This is a genomic window from Asticcacaulis sp. P2_C5, from assembly GCF_056404555.1.
Window position 1 is genome coordinate 59,471 of sequence record NZ_JBFUDU010000015.1, and the last position, 18,015, is coordinate 77,485.

An 18,015-nucleotide genomic window follows, 5' to 3' on the forward strand; every position below is an offset into this window, starting at 1 on the left:
GTTAGAGAGTAAGCGGAGCGCGAGCCTAGGCTGGCAGGTGAGGTCTCGCTTGCCCGTGACGGGCTTCCACGGCCGCCTCCAGCGCGGGCGCGCCCTGCATCGTCGTGGCCTCGACCGACCGCTCGAACGCCGTGCGTTGCACGGGATCCATTCCCGCTGAGGAACTGTCTTCATCGGGCGCTCCGGTCATGCGGGGCGCGACCGGCGAGCGCTGCGGCGTTAACCTGTCAGACGCGGCAGGGGTGCTGACGGTCTGGCTGCCCGGTGTGATAACAGAGACCCTTTCCACGCCGGGGGTCAGGTCGACATTGGGCGCAGATGGCATGCGCGGCGAGACAAGGAGCAGGACGGCGGCGAACACCGTAAAGATGGCCACGCCGGCCAAGCGGCGCTGCCCCCCTTCGTACCCCTGGGCGAGGCTTTTCAGGCGGACTTTGAGCACCTCAGCCGGTTTCAGGGTGCAGAGCGGCCAGCTATTGCGCTGGCACGCCGCCTTGGCCAGAACCCGGCCATAGTCATACCGGCTGGCGACGCCCTTAGCGGCAATGACGTCGGCGTCGCACGCCAATTCCTGATCGTCGCGAAAGCGGCGAAAGGCGATATGCGCAATCGGGTTGAACCATTGCAATGACAACAGCACCAGCGCCGCCATGTTCGAAACCAGGTCGCCGCGACGGTGATGCATCAGCTCATGCGCCAGCACCAACTCGCGCTCTGCCTCGCCAAAGCGGTTATGAAAATCCGCTGGCAGCACCACCTGGGGGCGCAATACTCCGACCGCGAGCGGCCCCTGGGCAGCAGCGCTCGTCCACACCCGCACTGTCTCGATCTCAAAGTCCGCGCCGGTTTTGGCTGCTACAAGCACCTGCAGGAAGCTGCGGTAGCGGAGAAGCTGAAATAGCAGATAGATTACTGCGCCTCCCAGCCACGCGAGCACGAGCAGCCCTTCCCAATGTTGGCTGCCCATAGAAAGCTGCACATCGCTTAAGCGTGGCTGTGGCGAATCCATATGTGAAGCCTGCGGAGTGATTGCTGCAAACAAGTCCAGGAAGGTCATTCCGCCAACCGGCAGCGGCGGCATAAGGATACGAACCAGAGGCAACAGCCACAGCGCGTATGAAAGCTTCGGGCCCGCCCACAGCGCAACCGGGCGGCGCGCCACAAGCACGAAGCCCATGAGAAGAGCGGACGCCAGCAGGATTTCTTTCAGCCAGTCGATCATGCGCGCAGCGCCTTCAGCAAGGCTTCGATTTCCAGAATGTCCTGCTCCGACATTCGTCCTGATTCCGCCAGCTGCGCGACAAGCGGCGCCGCACGTCCGTCGCACAGCCGATCGACCAGCCGACCAGACTCTGCCCGCAGGAACTGCTCGCGCGTTACGAGGGGACGATAGAGAAATCGGTTGCCGTCTTCTTCATGCGTAATGGCGGCTTTGGTAACCAGTCGAGCCAACAAGGTTTTAACGGTGCTGATACTCCAGTCCTGACCGGGTCCCACACGCTCAGATACGCCAGAGGCGGACAGCGGCGACTCTCGCCACAACACCTCCATGATCCGCTGTTCACCCTCGCTAATCCGTTCCACCAGGCATCTCCACGTCTACACATGTAGCCATATCGTCTACATGTGTAGTTGTCAACCGCAGACGTAGGGCCTGGAGAGCGACCTTCCGGAAAGGCTCGGGGCAGGGCGGCAATGTAAAGGGGCCGAAGAAGTTTAAGCAACAGATTGAACGTGTAGGCCAGCGACAACCAAACGCGCATTTTTGTAGCATAGGCGGACAAAAGGAGAACTTCCGCGATTCCCAGGTCCCCGGGGCCTTACGATTGTCGGACTTTACCCCCCGGACATCGCCGCCAGTTCAGCTGTGCAGAAAGTGAACACCTTTATATACTCAGCTTCGCTGTTCAACCCTACCTCGGCACGCCGTTTATCGAGACCATCCGGGTTTTCGCTTGGATAAGGCTCCCATTTAGCCGGTCCGGTGCACCGCCCCTGTGTGCCATAACGCTGTGGCCGCTTCTCGGCGATGGCGACACGATCGTAGAGATACGCGTAACTCTGCGGCTGGGTATCCATGGCTGGCAGAAGGCCCTCAAGCAACACCAGCGCGGACTTCTGGAAGGCCAGAACTAACGAAACGCGCAGATTTGTAGCATAAGCAGACAAACCGTGAATGTTACGCTACTTACGCCGCCGACTGAGTGGGAGCATACCGGTTAGTGATCCACGCCAGCGCGCAAAAGGCACAAACTAACATGCTTAGTGGCACCAATGGCCATGCCCAGGTCAGAATTGTCCCAAGTTTCGCCCCATTCGCCAAGCCAATCGCTGTGAGCGTAACCCCGGCCATGCCGACGCCCGCACATGCAATGACAAACGGTTTGGTGTTTCGCCTTACAAGGAAGAGAGCGGCCGCAACATTGGACACGCCCATAACGAGGTTGAACAGCAGAATATAAGGTAATGCCTTAACATGGTCGGCAGCGGCGTCGAAATGGTGGTGGCGAATTAGCATTTGGTAGAATGGATCTTGCTGGCCGAATAGTACGCCGACGCAATTCGCCGCGGCCCAGAGAAAGAATGCCCCGTACAGGACAGTCGCCGCACCCACTCCCCAGCGACCGACAGATGTGATTGCATTCATAACAGTTGTCCTTTCCTGAATGGCGGCCCAAGCACAGCCAATGGCGAAATCGAATGCCTCCGAGGAAGACTCAATTTGTTCGAACTCGCACTTCATCGCGTTCCCCCAATCCGCTCGATGGGTAGGCAGAGTGCGCAGCGCATAATCGATGATTATTTTTGGCAACATTACGCTAACTTCGGCCCGATGAACTTCGCCGGATGATCACCTTCCGGCTGGTGCGCTGCCGCCAGTTCGCGACCTGCGTTTGTCAGCCGATAGGCATGCCTCGCGGGTCGCCCCGGCTTGGCGGCCTCTCGCCATTCCGCTTGCAGTAACCCCTGGTCGTTCAATCGGATTAATAGCGGATACAACGTGCCCGACTTTATGCCCGTCTCTTTGGAAAGGTCATATCCATACCGCCAGGCATGAGGCCGTTCCAGCAGGGCTGCGAGAACAGTGCGTGTTTGTCGAGAAGCATTCTGGGTGCGGGTCATTTCATAACTCTACATATATAGATTCAAAATGTCAAGCTTCGACGCATGTCGGAAAACACATGCTTTCCGCCAGCTCGCCTGCCGCGGCGAAAATCGGGCTGCATATAGCTTGATTTTGAACGGTAAACCCTGTCGGAATGGACAACTATACGGAAACTCCACTTTAGGAGATTTCCGCACATTCTGATTGGATATGTGCTCGTTTCTTCGGAAGGGGCGCGTCAAGTGGTCGACTTGCAACGCGATGCCCTTGTGTCTGCCGGCGTCGATCCGCGCCATTTGTTAGAAGACCACACAAGTGAGGCTAAGCAAGGCCACTCCGCCAATCCGCGTGATGGTAGGCCATTTTGTCGATAACAAATTAAGCTAACCGTGGGAGGGGATAGAACTGGTGTACCGGCGCCCTCGCTTTTGGCGCTCCAGTTTGCGCGCCAGTTCAAGGGCTTCGGTTTCGCTCTCTAACCAGTTTTCTTTGCCTTGGCCGTTCGTCCCGATCCGACCCCAATAACGCATGACGCAGGCATCACCGAAGAGGCCTATCTGAATATCGAGTTCATAAAAGCGCGCCATGTTCCGTGTCGGATCAACACGCAATAATCTGACTGTCATTATCCAACTCCTGGATCATTTTTCTTGTCAGATTATATAGTAGAGTCAGAGGCTTGTCAAAATGCGTATAATAGTAATTATGGGAAATACTTGGCGAGCATCCCGAAAATCGAGTGATTCAGTGAGATTGGCGATACTAGCGGTTCGTCATGTCCGCGCGGCCAAGGCTGCGACTTACAACGCTTGCGGCCGAACGGCGGCAATCGTCAAAGCGACGCCCGGTTTCAATTTATCGCGTAGCCCTTGCCTGCGACAAGAACGACTGGTCCCCGAGCGTGTAAAACTTCCGCCAATCCCTAGCGGGCTGAACGAGCGCTACATTACGCGGCGTGGCATTTGCGGAATTTCCGACCGCTACCGCAAATGCACCTTGCATTCGGATCAAGATACTTGTTGGCCAGTTGAATGCACAAGTCCGCGCTACGGCTTTCGATCGCAGTCCATTGTCTCGCCATCTCGCCTTGTAGCTGGATTTCACCGATGCCCGGGATGGAATTTCTGAATGCAGAGCGCTCACTCGCTGCGTTCAAGAAAGCCTCAATTAAAGGGTCTCTTACATACGCCTTGCGAATGTTGTCTAACGTGACGCCTTCGTTTTCAAAGTCATAGCTCACGGAATCATCGGGAATGAAAAGGCGGCGCTTGATCTCGGGATCATCTGTAGGCGTGATATCTTCGAACGCTGCGCCGTCGAAGGGTTGATAGACGGCGTGAAGCTCTGCCTCGACGAAAACCTTTGGCCATTCCCAAACCGCCCATCCGAACTGCATGCGACCACCCGATCGATCCACCTCTCGCTTGACATTATAGAAGCAATCCAACGGCTGCGCGTCCGCCCCGGGGCGAACGCGCAAATAAATCGGCTCCGCGCGGCTCCGAACCTCGGTCGCGAATTGTCGAATAAAGGGGGTAATAGCGGGTGGCGTTCGCTGTGTTGTCATTATCGTCTTTGGCGTTTGCTGAGGATTTGCGGTACGATGGGGCGTTGACCTAGACCGTCGCTCCAGCAAACGGATCTTCGTGAGGGATATCATCGGACGAAAAACCATACCGCTCGTCGAGTAGGCGCCTGAAACCGTCAAAAACCGGGGTACCCAAATGCGACATCAGTTTCCAGGTGTTCGCAACAGCCATCAAGCTCGCCCGAGATTGGGCTTCGAAATTCTCGTCAGTCAGCTCGCCAAGATCAAACTCACCGTCGGCTTCTTCCTCGGAACGAAGCATGCGCGCAGTATATAAGGCAACGTCCTCTGGTCTCAACGGACGCCCCAAACGCCTTTCAGTCTGATTTCTGCATACCAGATTTGCCAACAGGCCAAGCGTACACCAGTCCAGATGCCCAGCCTCACGACTCTTTGCGATCCATGCCTGACCACGAGGATCGCCAATTATTTTGGGCAATGACAGCCGGATTGCATCGGCGCCGACCCGATACCGATTCACGAGTATTTGATTCGCCTTCTCTTTCGTATAGCCGGGGCCAGGGCCAGACCTCCAGGCGAGTTCCTTCGATTCCATTGGCGTCACGACGCGGTTCTTTACCGGACATGCAATTGACGTCAATGCCTCCTCGCCGTCCATTTGCGCCAGAACGAAATCCATAAGCTCCTCCGTCGGACGAACCGAGAAGACCCGAGCTTTTAGACCGCGTTTAAACAGCTCATCTATCCGAGCAGCAAAGGCATCAATATCCAGGGCCGTCGCCTGGCCTATGATGGTAACCGCGACCGAAAGACCGTCAAGAATGGCGTCATCTAAACTGGCATGGTCTGGCCGATCGGTTGGCACAGTGACGTGCCACTTTAAAATTTCGTTGTCAGGTTCGGTTTGGACATTCATTAACGGGACCGGGGCGGTATCGACTTTGATTAGCACCTTCGTGGGAATGATATTCAGGTCAACCGAAGCGAATTCGCCCTGGACCACCTGAAGGGCAGCAAGAAGGCCGTGAATAGCAGGGAGCAGCTTACGCTGACTGTCGAATTCGACGGTCCATTCGATGCCAAGCGCCATCCAGCAAACCGTTCGCCTTGGTCCTAAATCCCGGAATGGCAAGACGCCAAGTTCACTTTCGCTGCGGTCCACTACCTCGCTCAGCGGCATCGACGCCCATGGGGACTCTGACTTGCTCGCGACCTCCAAATATTGATCGAGAACCGACCTCTCGAATGGCCATTTGTTCAGCGAGTCATCAAGAGCCGGGATGAGCCCAGGTACAAAGCGTCGGCAAAGCGTATATGTTGCGGCGATGTCTGCCAGCGTACTCTGCATATCCTCGTGCTGCGCAGTATCACCCGGATTATCGGCCATGTGGGCTTGGGCGAACATGGCCGTCTTCGACAGTAGCAGTGCCGAAGCCCCCTCGCCAGCCAGATAGTGCGCTCTTGCCAAGGCAAAGGTGGCTTGGGGCAGCATGGAATAGACCGCTTCTTCGCAGGCATTGTAGGTCATATAAACGGCACCAGCGGCATAATAGCGTGCAGCAAAATGCAATTTGAGTTCCGTGTAACACTCACTCAGCATGAGCATCAGCAGGACGGCTTGTGGAATTTCCTCGCCGGTAAAGGCCCCAACCTTTGCCCTATGAAGCTCATCGACTGCAGCAAGGATTCTGCCGGCTTTGTAATGATCGCCAGCGCGCGCGAATGCTTTTTCCGAAACCGTTCGCGCGCCGGCTCGCTCGCGCGCGATCTCGTCGCATTCATCCCGAAGAGCGGCGAAGTCCGGCACACTCCCAGCAAAATCCGAAAGCAGTTTGACGACCTTATCTAAGTGCGGCAGCGGGTAATAGGGAACGGTTCGTGCCAATTTTGCAATCGCAAGCCAGGCTTTGACAAGCGCGTCCTGCTTTTCGGACAGGGGCTTCTCAAAATCAAAAGACTTGATCGTTGCCTGCGCTTCCATAAGCGTAAGTTGCTCCACCTTTTTTGTGGACGCACTCAAACCCACTTCTAGCAGCCCAGCTACTTTGTCACGCCACGAGGCAATCTGCTCAAAAGGCGTTGTGGTTTGCTTTTCCCGCAGGGCGTAAAATGAAAAGCTGACCAGGACCGATGCGTCCTGCAGGTCGCTGGCGTGATTGGTGAAGTCCGCCACCTCATCAAAGTAGGTTGAAAGGTGCTCGCCGGCTTGCTCGATGGTTCCCCTCTTGGATTCGGCGGCCACAATTTCGTATCGTGCGCGATGTCGTATGAGCGGCGAGTAGGCCTCACCGAGGAACTGCCCGATCTTGGCCAACCAGGCCGAAAAGTCCGGCTTTGCCGCATCTTCGGTCGTAGCAGTCCTCAACCCAGATTTTATCGACAGGAAATCTGCGTAGTTGGTGGGCTCCCTCGGCGTGGTCAGCCAGCGCTCTCGCAACCGATCGTATTCTTCGTCAACTTCACCTTCCGGGAAAAAGTTGGCTGGAACTTGGAGATACTGTTCCGCGATCCAAAAGGTATCCGCGTCTGACAACATGTCAGCGATAGCCAAGCCATCGAAAATATCGAGCCGAGAATTATAGGTGTCCTGGCAGTAAGCTTGAAGCCCATGTCGCTTGGCCACAGGTACGCTAGGCTCGCAGTAGTAGATAACCCGGTCAGGCTTGTCGCCCGCACCAAAAATGGTCTGGAGATCGGCTTTGATCTTCGGCGCGATCTTCTTGTTGAGCGTGCACGCACCTACAACAATGTCATGTGACAGCAAGACACTGAAGGTAGTGCGCCCTATCGGCGAGTCCTTGAGGTAGGTGTGGTAGCTTTCGAAATCACGCCCCTGGTCCCCACCCGCCTTCACTGGTCCGGTGGCGGGTTGAAGATTCGAGACGTGTCGGGCCCGCGCCAGCTCAAAGGAAAGCAGTTCAAATTCATGCTCGCCGTTGCGTTCACCCAGTTGCGCCAACTGGTATCGAATAAAATTTCGCAGCTCAACACGGTTCTTCAACTCGATTACCCCCCAAAGCCTCGCCATGGACCGGCGACATTCCCTTGCATATAGGACGACGCCTGCGATTCCACAGAGTTTGAAGGCGAAATCTTTGATGGAACTCACGCTCCCGACTGCCAAGAAGTGAGCCGCCCCCCCAGTTCTGCAGTGACGTCCCGACATCAGTATGTACTGAAAAGCCGACACGACCACCATAAGGACACTCTATACATACCGACATAGTAGGCACACCGCCGAACGTATTTGGTCATTTGTCCAAACACGTGCTCTCGTCTGACGTCCGGCCGAGTGAAACAGTATTCGTTGTCGCGTTCGGGCTCGTCCTGCTCGACTTCATCGCTTCTTCGATCAACCCACCGGAAGTCACTGGCAAAAGACCTGCAATAGTTCGGCGTTCCACAACCCGATCTTGCAGAATCAGTGCATACCCATATTTCGCAGCATGGGGGCACTATGTATCTGGAAACATTGAAGCTAAGGAATTTCCGCTCCTTCGAGGATAGCGAAATCCGGCTGCAAAAAGACCTGACTGTCTTTGTCGGCGAAAACAATGGCGGCAAGAGCAATGCGATCGATGCCATCCGTCTCCTGACAGCGCCGCTGACGGGCCGTCGTGAAATCTCTTGCGAACCCACCGACGCGCGCTTCCAGAGCCCTTCAAAGATCTTCGAACTCGAAGCCCGCTTCGCCGAACTCTCACCTGGCCAGCAGGGCCGTTTGATCTCCGCCGCCACCGATCCCTCACTAGAGCGAGCCACCTTCGGCCTGCGCTATGACGGTAGCCGTCAGGGCGCCAAACCACAGCTTTGGGCCGGCCGCTTCGGCCACACTCCTGAAACCGGCAGCCACGAGATGGTGCGTCATGTCTATCTTCCGCCGCTTCGTGACGCCAAACGCGCCCTCGCCTCCGGCAATCCGACCCGCATCATGGTTCTCCTCAATCACTTCCTGGAAGGCACCACCCCAAAACAACTGGCAGAGACCCTGGCGCGGACGCGGCAACATGACGTCATCAGCCGCGTCGACCAGGCTGTTGAGCGTAGCCTGTCCGCCCTTACTGCGGGCGTTCGCAAACAAGGCGCCTCTCTCGGTTTTTCCACCGACGAAGCCCTGGTCGATATCGCACGCGATCTGCGTTTCCGTCTGGCCGATCACGGGGTCGTCCCCGAGGACCTGCGATATTCGGGACATGGTTACGCCAACCTCTTGTTCATGGCGACGATCGCGGTCGAACTGGAGAAGGTACGAACCTCCGACCTCACCCTCTTCCTTGTCGAGGAACCAGAAGCCCACCTCCATCCGCAATTGCAAGCCGCCGTCCTAGGTTTTCTCACGGATCAGGCCGCCCAGTCACGAGACACTCCACCCGCGGACCATGCGCAGGCCGGCGAACTTCAAGTCATTGTGGCCACCCATTCGCCTAACTTGTCGGCATGGGTAACGAATGACAAATTGGTGGTGTTCAAGTCCGTTGTCTCTACACCCGACCCGACGGACGACACCGCCGCCCCCGAACCTGCGGCGGCCGATCAGGCGGTAATAGAGGTCGCCCTTACCGACGAGCCCGTTGGAGATGATGACAGTGCCGCAGCCACGCTCGAAGTGGCCCTGACCGCCGCCGTATTACGCCGCTCGACCCGCTGCATCGCACTGTCTCAAATCGCGCTGACGGACATTGCGAGGCGGAAGATCGACCGCTACCTCGACGTAACCAAAGCCGCCATGCTCTTCGGTGGACGCGTCTTCCTGGTGGAAGGGATCGCCGAAGCCCTGCTCTTGCCGGCGATGGCGCAGCACCACACCCTGAAGGGCCAGCTCGACAAACTCAGACTGTTTCGATCCGCCGTCTTTCTGCCCATCGACGGTGTCGATTTCCTGCCCTATGCGCGGCTCCTTCTGACCGAGCAGAACGGGGCCCGTATTGCCGACCGGGTGGTCGTGATGACCGATGGCGACAAAGAGACCAAGACAACCAAGAAGGCGAAGGCCGAAGGCGACGACGCCGGCGAAGACGAGGACGAGGACGAGCTCGAAGCCGACGACGCGTTCAGTGATGGCGCCGGCGAGACCTCTTCGGACGATCAAGATGCCGCGACCGGCGACGATCCCGAAAGCGCGGAGGCGGACCTGGTGGCGGCCACCCCGGCCATGTTGCCAGGAGAACGCCGCAAACTCTCGCTGGATAAATTGGCCACAGACTTGGGCGCTACGGAGCACCTACATGCAATTCACAGCGTCTATTCTCTAGAGGGCGAGCTGATCGAAGCCGGTAACGGCCCGATCCTGCGAAAGGCCTTTCTGAAACTGCACCCCAGATCCAAGAAGAAGTGGGATAAGGCGGTAGCACTGACCGGCGACGAACGGGCGAGGGCAATCGCCAAAATCTTCGACAGTACGCGTAAGGGGGATTTTGCCCAGGTCCTGGCCCGGCTGATCGAAGATGGCGAAGGTTTCACAGTACCAGACTATATCGCTGCTGCGATTGGACACGTGGTGTCGTGATGGACTCGAAGGCGTTCGAACCTACACCCCAGCAAACGACCATCGTCGAGCGCGACGGCCCGGCATTCGTGAAGGCCTGTCCGGGCGCGGGTAAAACCCGCACGATGGTTTCGCGCGCCCAACGCGTCTTGTCCGATAAAGCCGACAGGCGCGGGGTCGCGTTTCTATCCTTCACCAACGCCGCCATTGACGAACTCCAGACGCGCCTCGCGAGTTTCGGAGTACTACCCAACCCCATTTTCCCGAGCTACCTCGGCACGTTTGACAGTTTCCTCTGGCAATTCATTATGACACCGCTCGGCATTCCGGGATCGGCCGCGCCGCCACGCCTTGTGCCAGACAAAAACGAATGGGAGATCAAGCCGAATTACCATGGCGCACAGGCCCTGCCGCTGAAATGCTTCGACCGTAAGACTGGGACTGCGATCGCCGCCCTATGTTCCAAGAAAGGCTTTGACATCTCCGAGAGGAGTATCGCCAGCCACGAAGGCGTCGCGCGCGCGACGATCCAACAGTCTCGGTCAAATGGCTTTCTCGACTTTGATGATGTCAGGGTCTGTGTCGAGACCCACCTGTCAGATTCGGCGCTTGAAAAACGCATCGGCATCGCCCTCGGCGCGCGTTTCCGGGAAGTCATCATCGACGAAGCCCAAGACTGCAATCCGGCTGACTTGGCCATCATCGATCGGTTCCGTAATGCAGGCATACCCGTAAAAGTCATCTGCGATCCGGACCAGGCCATTTATGCCTTTCGCGGCGGTGTCACGAACGAGTTTCAGGCCTTTGCGTCCAGCTTTAATGCGGACCAACACTTGCCCATGACCGGTAACTTCCGATCGACACCCGCGATTTGTAAGGCCATTTCGGCTTTGCGGCCATCCTCTCCGCTCGCCACACCGGACGTTCCACTGGGGCCGTTGAAAGCCGATCCTACACCGGTTCACATCATCGCCTATCCAGGTACTGCAGTGCATGCCACCATCGGCAGCATTTTCGGAGACCTGGTCAACGAGCTTGCCATCCCTTTGTCTGACGCGATCGTTCTGGCCTCGACCTGGAGCAGCGGCGCCAAGGCGATCGGGCAGGCCTACGTCGACGCCAAGGACAATAAAACGGTCAATCTGGCTATGGCCGTGATGGACTACCACTTTGCTTTCGCCGTGGGCGGTGTTCGTGATGCCCTCGTCGAACTGCACAAAACCGTCCTTTGGGTTCAGGGTCATATCGCGGGGCGCGGCGACTATCACCGCTACATCCAGGACGCCGGACTCGATGACGGACGATGGCGCCCGGCCTTTATTACGCTGGCCAAAGCACTACGATTTAACAACGGCGACACCGCCGATGCCTGGTTGCAGAAGGCGCGCACCGCCCTAACCCCCGGCGATGTTGGGACAACCCCGCTTGGCAATCGGCTCAAAACCTCGCCGGACTTGCCGAAAGCCTTGTCGACACCTCCCACCACATCCGCCTCCGCCCGGACGATCCATTCAGCGAAAGGGCTCGAATTTCCAGCGGTGTGTGTCGTGATGACCAAATCTTCAGGCAAAATCCTCGATCATCTGGAAGGAACGAGGATGCCAGACGTGGAGGAGGATGCCCGCAAAATCTACGTTGCCGCATCTCGCGCCCAACGGCTACTTGCCATAGCAGTGCCCGCAAGCCAGGCAGCGCGCTTACAGGCGCATTTGGCTAAGGCAGGCACATCTATAGTCTTACATAAAATCACGTAGGTTCGGAGCGCCGAAGTTACAGTGGAGCTCCACTTGATCAATGCGTCACGGCGTGTGCACACTCGCATCGGAAAGCTTTGCTTCTGCCAAGGCTCACCGCAGCGTGAAATGTCGACGATTTGAAGCCGTCCTTGATGAGCGGCCCCCGTCCCTGCAAGAGCAACTTAGACCTACAAATAGTTCGTGTGACAAGACGACCGTGACAAGAGGCGCTCTTGGCCGTCGCCAACACATCAATAACAATCTGATTTTAAACAATAAAAATTACGCTGTCGGCGGACTCGAAAAAGAAGGCCGCATCCTGTAGTATAATTATAAATAGCGCAGTGTGACAGAGGACAAAGGGATGACTTTGGTCGAATCGATGTTGTTGACGGATGGCCCGGCATTATCGTCGGAAATCGCGCGAAAGCTTGTCGCCCAGGGTGTCTCCGCCGACGTTGCGCGGCAACGCATCAGCCGGGCCGGCGCCAATGTCCGCCGCCTCAAAGGTCTTGTTTTCCCACGTAATGCCCGCTTCCTGTACCACGTCAAACACGAAGGTACCGAGCAATATTGGACAGCGCTGGCGCGCGACATTCGCGAGGCAAGCCCGGCATACGGACCTGCGCTAGCGGCATTGCAGGCTCGCGACGGTGTCGTGCCCTTGGAGCAATTCTCCATCGTAAGCGGCTCGCCCATTCGTCAACAGGGCCAGGTTTCAAGCGATACGGTATTGCAACGACTTGAAGCCGTTCATCTGATTGAGCGTGGCGAGCTACAGGGCCTGGGCGCAGTGGTCACTCTGCGCGCCGACGGACATCTCGGCCATCCCAACTTTCAACGTGTACGAGCGCGCCTACTGGTCGAAAAGATGCTGCTGCTGGCGTTACGTGACTGGGCTCGGCGCCTGGGTGTCGCGAGCTACGACAAGATCGAAGTTAGAGGGGAAACTGAGCGCTTGCCTACGTTCGGAACCTTCAATTGGGACTTGTGTGGACCGTCTTACATGGTTCCAATCGTCCGGCGCCAGAAATCCGGCCCGCCGAAACCTGGCTTCCTCGTAGCTGACGTTTTGGTGGGGGTGGCTGTCACTGAACAGGCTGTCGCTGCTTTCATTCGCAAATTCACCCTGTCGTCGTATCTGAAGAACCTTCCCCCCTTCATGCCGGTCCTTATGGCGGACGGTTATACCCAGGAAGCTTTCAACCTTGGGCGGGCTAACGGCATCATGCTGGCGACTCCAAAAAACCTTTTCGGGCGCGATGTCGCAATCGGTTTAGCGACCCTACTCGAAACGCTCAGCAAGGCCGCAGCCATTGCCGTCGCAAAGCCCGAAGTTATCAACGAGCTGTTCGACAAGCTAAGCAACATCGATGGCGCCGATCGAAATTTGCGCGGCTCGCTCTTCGAACTCGTTGTCGGCCACGTGGTCCAGGCTCGATACGGTGGATCGATCGATATCAACCATCTCGTCCGTTACGACACTTTCAGAGGCGAAATCGATGTTCGACGAGTAGTCGCCGGCGAGGTCTGGATCTACGAATGCAAGGGCTATCAGCCCGACCACCTGATCGATGCCCCGGAGGTCGAAGCCTGGCTGTCGGACAAGGTGCCCGGCCTTTATCGAGCCACCAAGAGCGAAGAACGCTTCAACTCCTCTACGGTGCACTTTGAGTTCTGGACGAGCGGTGGCTTTACTCCAGCGGCAATCACTGCACTTGAAGCCGCAAGCGAAAAAACCAAACGCTACGTAATCGGGTGGAAGAGTGGCCGAGAGGTCAGGGACGAACTGTCACGGCTATCATCATCTGGGATGGCAGCGATGTTCGATCAGCATTTCCTCAAGCATCCGATCGCCGCATTCGATCGCCGGCATGACGGCGCAGGCAATCTTGCTGGCCTCGACCTCTCAATTTCGGTCCCGACCGATCCGTCTCTACCAACTGTGCCCGGACCCGCAAAGCCGCCGGATCAACAGGAATGGCGTGACGTCATGCAGGGTCTTTTGGCTTACGACCGGAATCCAAAAAACGCTTCTGCTGCAGAGTGATGAACGGTTGGGACCAGTGATCCGACGCAGATTGACAAATCTCCACGGACTAAAAAGGTAAAGCAATGGCGGACTTAGTAATTTTTCAAATGTGGGAGCCGTTTCGGCAAATGCTGATCGCTCAGCATACCTTCTATATCGAACAGGCCCGCAAAAGGCTGCTCCTTCAGTTCGACGACATGGAAGCGGAGGCGGAAAAAGCCGCAGAGCATTGGCTCGAAAAAAATAGCAGCCGGTTCGATCCAGATCGCGACGATCCCGCCAGCTACTACGAGCGGGCACACGATGAAAGCGTGAACTTCTACATGCTTTTGAGTGAAATGCGTGACCAGACACGGCTTAGCGTGGTCGCGGGCATGTTCCATGAATGGGACAAGCGGCTGCGCGATTGGTTGGTCCAGGAGATGAACCATTGGCATCGCGGGCGAAACGCGTCTCAAAAAATTTGGTCAGTAGACTTCCTTGCATTGACTGAACTTTTCGTATGTCTCAATTGGCATTTTGAGAGCCAAGCGTTCTACCAGACCCTTGATGCCTGCCGGCTAGTAGTCAACGTCTACAAACATGGCGAAGGCAAATCCCTGGAAGACCTCAAGCAGCGATTTCCGGAATTTCTCGAAGATCCTTTTTTGGGTGCGGGAGGTGGGTTTTCGGATGCCGCGCATAGGGACCACACCCACCTGAAGGTTGACGAAATTCAGATCGCCAAATTTTCGGACGCAATCATCGCATTTTGGAACGCAATCCCGGAAAACACTTTTAGTTCGCAGACCGGAGAAGTGCCGCCTTGGTTCGAAAAGGCGCTTAAGAGGGATAGCGGAGGGTAGTGATGACGGATTGCGAATTGTGGCTGAGAGCGCTTCACCTGAAATCCCGACTTCGGTGCTGAATTTGCACCCTCCCCTGGCGCGCTACCCGCGGATCGACGCCCGGGCCGCCATTCCTAAATTCATCCCCTGGCTGGTGCGGCACCTGAAGCGGCGTGTCACGCTCGCCGACGCTGGCCAGCATATGCGACAGGTCGACAAGCGTGCGTGCAATGAGATGAACGACGTCGCCTTCCTTCTGGATGAAGCCAGTGATCAGGACCAGGCTTGAGCCATAGACGGCGCGCTTGTATTCCAGCCCGACCTTTTCCCAGACCACGATATTGGCGTCGCCGGTCTCATCTTCGATGGTCATGAAGATAACGCCATTGGCCGATCCCGGCCGCTGCCTGACATTGACCATGCCGGCGACCTGGACGTAGCGTTTATCTTTCGAGGTCATCGCCTCCCTGCAGGTGATGATGCTACGCTCATTCAGATCTGCCCGAAGGAAGGCGACCGGATGTGCGCCATTGGTGAAACCAACCTGGTTGTAGTCCTCGACAACCTCGGCGCCATCGGTCATCCGCTTGAAGTTCATGTCCGGCTGATCGATCTCTGACAGGCTCCGGCCGGCCTCGTCGAGCAGGCTGTCGAACAGCGGCAGGGCGTCGTCTCGCAGCGCCCGGATTGAAAACAAGGCTTCGCGCCTCGACACCTTGAAAGCTTGCTCAAACACGTCGGCCCTGGCCAGCTTTCGCAACGTCGCCACCGGGGTCTTGGCCCGGCGCCACAGATCGGGGACCGACTTATACGGCAGGTCACCGCGGCGCAGGATCATCTCGGCAATCTCCTGGCTGCGTATGCCTTTGACAAGGCGATATCCGAGACGAACAGCGAACCGACCCGGCCGCCCGGTTGGCTCCAAGGTGCAGTCCCAGCGGGAATTATTGACGCAGAACCATCTGACCTCGACGCCGTGCAGCTTCGCATCGCGAATGAGCTGCGCCGGCGCATAGAAACCCATGGGCTGGCTATTGAGGATCGCAGCCAGGAAGACGTCCGGATGATGACATTTCATCCAGGCGCTGGCTTCAGAGATAATGGCGAAGCTGAAGGCGTGACTTTCGGGGAAGCCGTAGCTGCCGAAGCCTTCCAACTGTTTCACGAGGGTCAAAGCGAATTCCTCGGTATAGCCATTGCCCTTCATGCCGTTGATTATGTCCTGCGCCAGCGGACCTATGCCGCCGGTCTTCTTGAACGTGGCCTGCGCTCGGCGGACAAGATCGGCCTGGCCGGCCGTGAAGCCTGCACAGACGATAACGACCTTCATGGCTTGTTCCTGGAAGAGAGGCACGCCCAACGTCTTGCCCAGAATGGCGGCCAATTCCGGCGTGGGAAACGTTACCTCTTCCAAACCTTCGAGCCGGCGGAGGTAAGGATGGACCATGTCGCCCTGGATCGGGCCCGGCCTGACAATCGCTACCTGGATGACCAGGTCGTAGAAAGTGCGCGGCTTGGTGCGCGGCAGCATCGACATCTGGGCCCGGGATTCGATCTGGAAGGTGCCGATGGTATCGGCCTTACGGATCATCGCGTAGGTCTTCGGGTCTTCCGGCGGGATGCAGGACATATCGATATGGATGCCCTTGTGTTCGCCCAGCAGATCGAATGCCCGCTTCATGCAGGACATCATGCCCAGCGCCAGGCAGTCGACCTTCATGAACTTGACCGCATCGATATCGTCCTTGTCCCATTCGATGACCTGGCGGTCCTTCATGCGCGCCGGCTCGATCGGCACCAATTCGTCCAAACGATCATGGGTCAGGACAAACCCGCCAGGGTGCTGGGAAAGCTGGCGCGGGACGTCGAGCAGAAGCAGGTGAATCTCGAAGGCGAGCTTCAAGCGCCGGTCCTTGGTATTGAGGTTCAGCTCGGCCGCATCCTCTTCGCTGAAGCCGGTTGAGTGCCAATGCCGGATCGACGAGGCCAGGGTCTTGATCGTGTCTTCCGGAAAGCCCAGCACCTTCAAACTGTCGCGCAAGGCGCCGCGCGTGCGGAAGCGGGTGACGACGGCCGTCAAGGCGGCATGGTTGCGGCCGTAGGTGTTGAAAACCCACTGCATGACCTCTTCGCGCCGCTGGTGCTCGAAATCGACATCGATATCGGGCGGCTCCTTGCGCTCTTCCGAGATAAAGCGCTCGAAGAGCAGGTCATTTCGGTCCGGATCGACGGAGGTAATTCCCAGCACATAACAGACGCAGGAATTGGCGGCCGAACCGCGCCCTTGGCAAAGGATGTCTTTTGAGCGGGCAAACTGGACGATGGCGTTGACGGTCAAAAAGTAAGGCGCGTAGTCGAGCCGGTCGATCAGATCCAGCTCGTGCTTCAGCAGCTTGATGACTTTGTCAGGCACGCCCTCCGGGTAGCGCCACTTGGCGCCAGCCCAGGATAAGCGCTTGAGCGCCTCGATGGCCGACATGCCGGGCATCAGCTTTTCTTCCGGGTATTGGTATTCCAGTTCGGTCAGACTGAACCGGCAGCGGTCGGCGATCTCGATGGTCCTGGCCATGGCCTGGCGGTAGTCGGAAAACAGCCGCCCCATTTCTTCCGGCGATTTCAGGAAGCGGTCGGCATAGCGGTGGCGAAGATCGCCCATGGTGTCGATGGTGCAGCGGTTGCGGATACAGGTCACGACGTCATGCAGCATGGCGCGCTCATGGATATGGTAGAGCACGTCATTGGTGACGACAGTCGGAACCCGGTGCTTGAAGGCCAGGTTCGACAATTCATGCAGGCGCATATGGTCATTCTGCCGGTGACGCAGGGTCAGGGCCATATAGGCCCGGTCGGCGAACACCTGCTTGAACTTGCGCAGGCGGACGGCGCACAGTTCGTCCGCTTCGTCTGGAATGAAGATCGCGATCAGCCCATCACAGAAATCTTCGACATCAGACCATTCCAGGTCACAGGCGCCCTTCCCTGCCCGGCTCTTGCCCAGGGAAAGCAAGCGGCAAAGACGGCCATAGCCGGCCCGATCAACCGGATAGACCAGGATTGACATGCCGTCGGCAAGATCGAGCCGACAGCCGATGATCAAGCGGACGCCCGTTTCCTTGGCGGCGACGTGCGCCCGAACGATGCCGGCCAGGGTGTTGCGGTCGGCGATGGCCAGGGCATCCATACCCAGCGCCTTGGCTTGCGCAAACAGATCGTCCGGCGCGCTGCAGCCGCGTAGAAACGAAAAATAGGAGGCGCATTGTAGCTCGACGTAATCCGGCAT

At 57.5% G+C, this 18,015-nt stretch carries 13 protein-coding genes; 4 read left to right on the forward strand and 9 right to left on the reverse strand.

Features of this window, described 5'->3' with window-relative positions:
- Positions 1 to 25: 25 nt before the first annotated feature.
- The 8 genes from AC1DXO_RS22385 to AC1DXO_RS22420 all read right to left on the reverse strand — a co-directional run bounded on the left by AC1DXO_RS22385 (position 26) and on the right by AC1DXO_RS22420 (position 7,656).
- A complete protein-coding gene (locus AC1DXO_RS22385; RefSeq protein ID WP_476980417.1) occupies positions 26 to 1,222 on the reverse strand; it encodes a M56 family metallopeptidase in 1,197 nt (398 codons plus the stop codon).
- Positions 1,219 to 1,584, reverse strand: coding sequence for a BlaI/MecI/CopY family transcriptional regulator (locus tag AC1DXO_RS22390; protein ID WP_476980418.1), 366 nt, complete (start codon positions 1,582 to 1,584; stop codon positions 1,219 to 1,221). Before AC1DXO_RS22390 ends, AC1DXO_RS22385 begins: the two co-directional genes overlap by 4 nt.
- Positions 1,585 to 1,836: 252 nt before the next feature.
- Positions 1,837 to 2,169 (reverse strand): DUF6624 domain-containing protein, encoded by a 333-nt coding sequence (locus AC1DXO_RS22395; RefSeq protein ID WP_476980419.1) that lies wholly within the window; start codon positions 2,167 to 2,169, stop codon positions 1,837 to 1,839.
- A 19-nt stretch (positions 2,170 to 2,188) separates the two neighbouring features.
- On the reverse strand, positions 2,189 to 2,815 hold the full coding sequence (locus AC1DXO_RS22400; RefSeq protein ID WP_476980420.1) for a hypothetical protein: 627 nt from the start codon (positions 2,813 to 2,815) through the stop codon (positions 2,189 to 2,191).
- The gene (locus AC1DXO_RS22405) at positions 2,815 to 3,123 is read right to left on the reverse strand and encodes a PadR family transcriptional regulator (RefSeq protein ID WP_476980421.1); all 309 of its coding nucleotides are present in this window, start codon (positions 3,121 to 3,123) and stop codon (positions 2,815 to 2,817) included. Before AC1DXO_RS22405 ends, AC1DXO_RS22400 begins: the two co-directional genes overlap by 1 nt.
- Positions 3,124 to 3,489: 366 nt before the next feature.
- Complete coding sequence (locus tag AC1DXO_RS22410) at positions 3,490 to 3,732, reverse strand: WGR domain-containing protein (RefSeq protein ID WP_476980422.1); 243 nt, start codon at positions 3,730 to 3,732, stop codon at positions 3,490 to 3,492.
- Between the two features lie 320 nt (positions 3,733 to 4,052).
- A complete protein-coding gene (locus AC1DXO_RS22415) occupies positions 4,053 to 4,673 on the reverse strand; it encodes an SEC-C domain-containing protein (protein WP_476980423.1) in 621 nt (206 codons plus the stop codon).
- A 49-nt stretch (positions 4,674 to 4,722) separates the two neighbouring features.
- Positions 4,723 to 7,656 (reverse strand): hypothetical protein, encoded by a 2,934-nt coding sequence (locus tag AC1DXO_RS22420; RefSeq protein ID WP_476980424.1) that lies wholly within the window; start codon positions 7,654 to 7,656, stop codon positions 4,723 to 4,725.
- Positions 7,657 to 8,112: 456 nt separating this feature from the next.
- Between AC1DXO_RS22420 and AC1DXO_RS22425 the strand changes: the two genes are divergently transcribed.
- The 4 genes from AC1DXO_RS22425 to AC1DXO_RS22440 all read left to right on the forward strand — a co-directional run bounded on the left by AC1DXO_RS22425 (position 8,113) and on the right by AC1DXO_RS22440 (position 14,753).
- A complete protein-coding gene (locus tag AC1DXO_RS22425; protein ID WP_476980425.1) occupies positions 8,113 to 10,161 on the forward strand; it encodes an ATP-dependent nuclease in 2,049 nt (682 codons plus the stop codon).
- On the forward strand, positions 10,161 to 11,894 hold the full coding sequence (locus tag AC1DXO_RS22430; protein ID WP_476980493.1) for a UvrD-helicase domain-containing protein: 1,734 nt from the start codon (positions 10,161 to 10,163) through the stop codon (positions 11,892 to 11,894). Before AC1DXO_RS22425 ends, AC1DXO_RS22430 begins: the two co-directional genes overlap by 1 nt.
- A 346-nt stretch (positions 11,895 to 12,240) precedes the next feature.
- A complete protein-coding gene (locus AC1DXO_RS22435) occupies positions 12,241 to 13,926 on the forward strand; it encodes a hypothetical protein (protein ID WP_476980426.1) in 1,686 nt (561 codons plus the stop codon).
- Positions 13,927 to 13,991: 65 nt separating this feature from the next.
- Positions 13,992 to 14,753: a hypothetical protein gene (locus AC1DXO_RS22440; RefSeq protein ID WP_476980427.1), complete on the forward strand. Its 762-nt coding sequence runs from the start codon at positions 13,992 to 13,994 to the stop codon at positions 14,751 to 14,753.
- A 34-nt stretch (positions 14,754 to 14,787) separates the two neighbouring features.
- Here the strand turns inward: AC1DXO_RS22440 and AC1DXO_RS22445 are convergent, their stop codons facing one another.
- Positions 14,788 to 18,015, reverse strand: coding sequence for an error-prone DNA polymerase (locus tag AC1DXO_RS22445; protein ID WP_476980428.1), 3,228 nt, complete (start codon positions 18,013 to 18,015; stop codon positions 14,788 to 14,790).

What these genes read in the sequence shown, in the direction of transcription:
- AC1DXO_RS22385 (WP_476980417.1), bottom strand. Translation starts at nt 1,222, where the DNA reads ATGATCGACTGGCTGAAAGAAATCCTGCTGGCGTCCGCTCTTCTCATG.
- AC1DXO_RS22400 (WP_476980420.1), bottom strand. Translation starts at nt 2,815, where the DNA reads ATGTTGCCAAAAATAATCATCGATTATGCGCTGCGCACTCTGCCTACC.
- AC1DXO_RS22405 (WP_476980421.1), bottom strand. Translation starts at nt 3,123, where the DNA reads ATGACCCGCACCCAGAATGCTTCTCGACAAACACGCACTGTTCTCGCA.
- AC1DXO_RS22410 (WP_476980422.1), bottom strand. Translation starts at nt 3,732, where the DNA reads ATGACAGTCAGATTATTGCGTGTTGATCCGACACGGAACATGGCGCGC.
- AC1DXO_RS22415 (WP_476980423.1), bottom strand. Translation starts at nt 4,673, where the DNA reads ATGACAACACAGCGAACGCCACCCGCTATTACCCCCTTTATTCGACAA.
- AC1DXO_RS22425 (WP_476980425.1), top strand. Translation starts at nt 8,113, where the DNA reads ATGTATCTGGAAACATTGAAGCTAAGGAATTTCCGCTCCTTCGAGGAT.
- AC1DXO_RS22430 (WP_476980493.1), top strand. Translation starts at nt 10,161, where the DNA reads ATGGACTCGAAGGCGTTCGAACCTACACCCCAGCAAACGACCATCGTC.
- AC1DXO_RS22435 (WP_476980426.1), top strand. Translation starts at nt 12,241, where the DNA reads ATGACTTTGGTCGAATCGATGTTGTTGACGGATGGCCCGGCATTATCG.
- AC1DXO_RS22440 (WP_476980427.1), top strand. Translation starts at nt 13,992, where the DNA reads ATGGCGGACTTAGTAATTTTTCAAATGTGGGAGCCGTTTCGGCAAATG.
- AC1DXO_RS22445 (WP_476980428.1), bottom strand. Translation starts at nt 18,015, where the DNA reads ATGCCGGATTACGTCGAGCTACAATGCGCCTCCTATTTTTCGTTTCTA.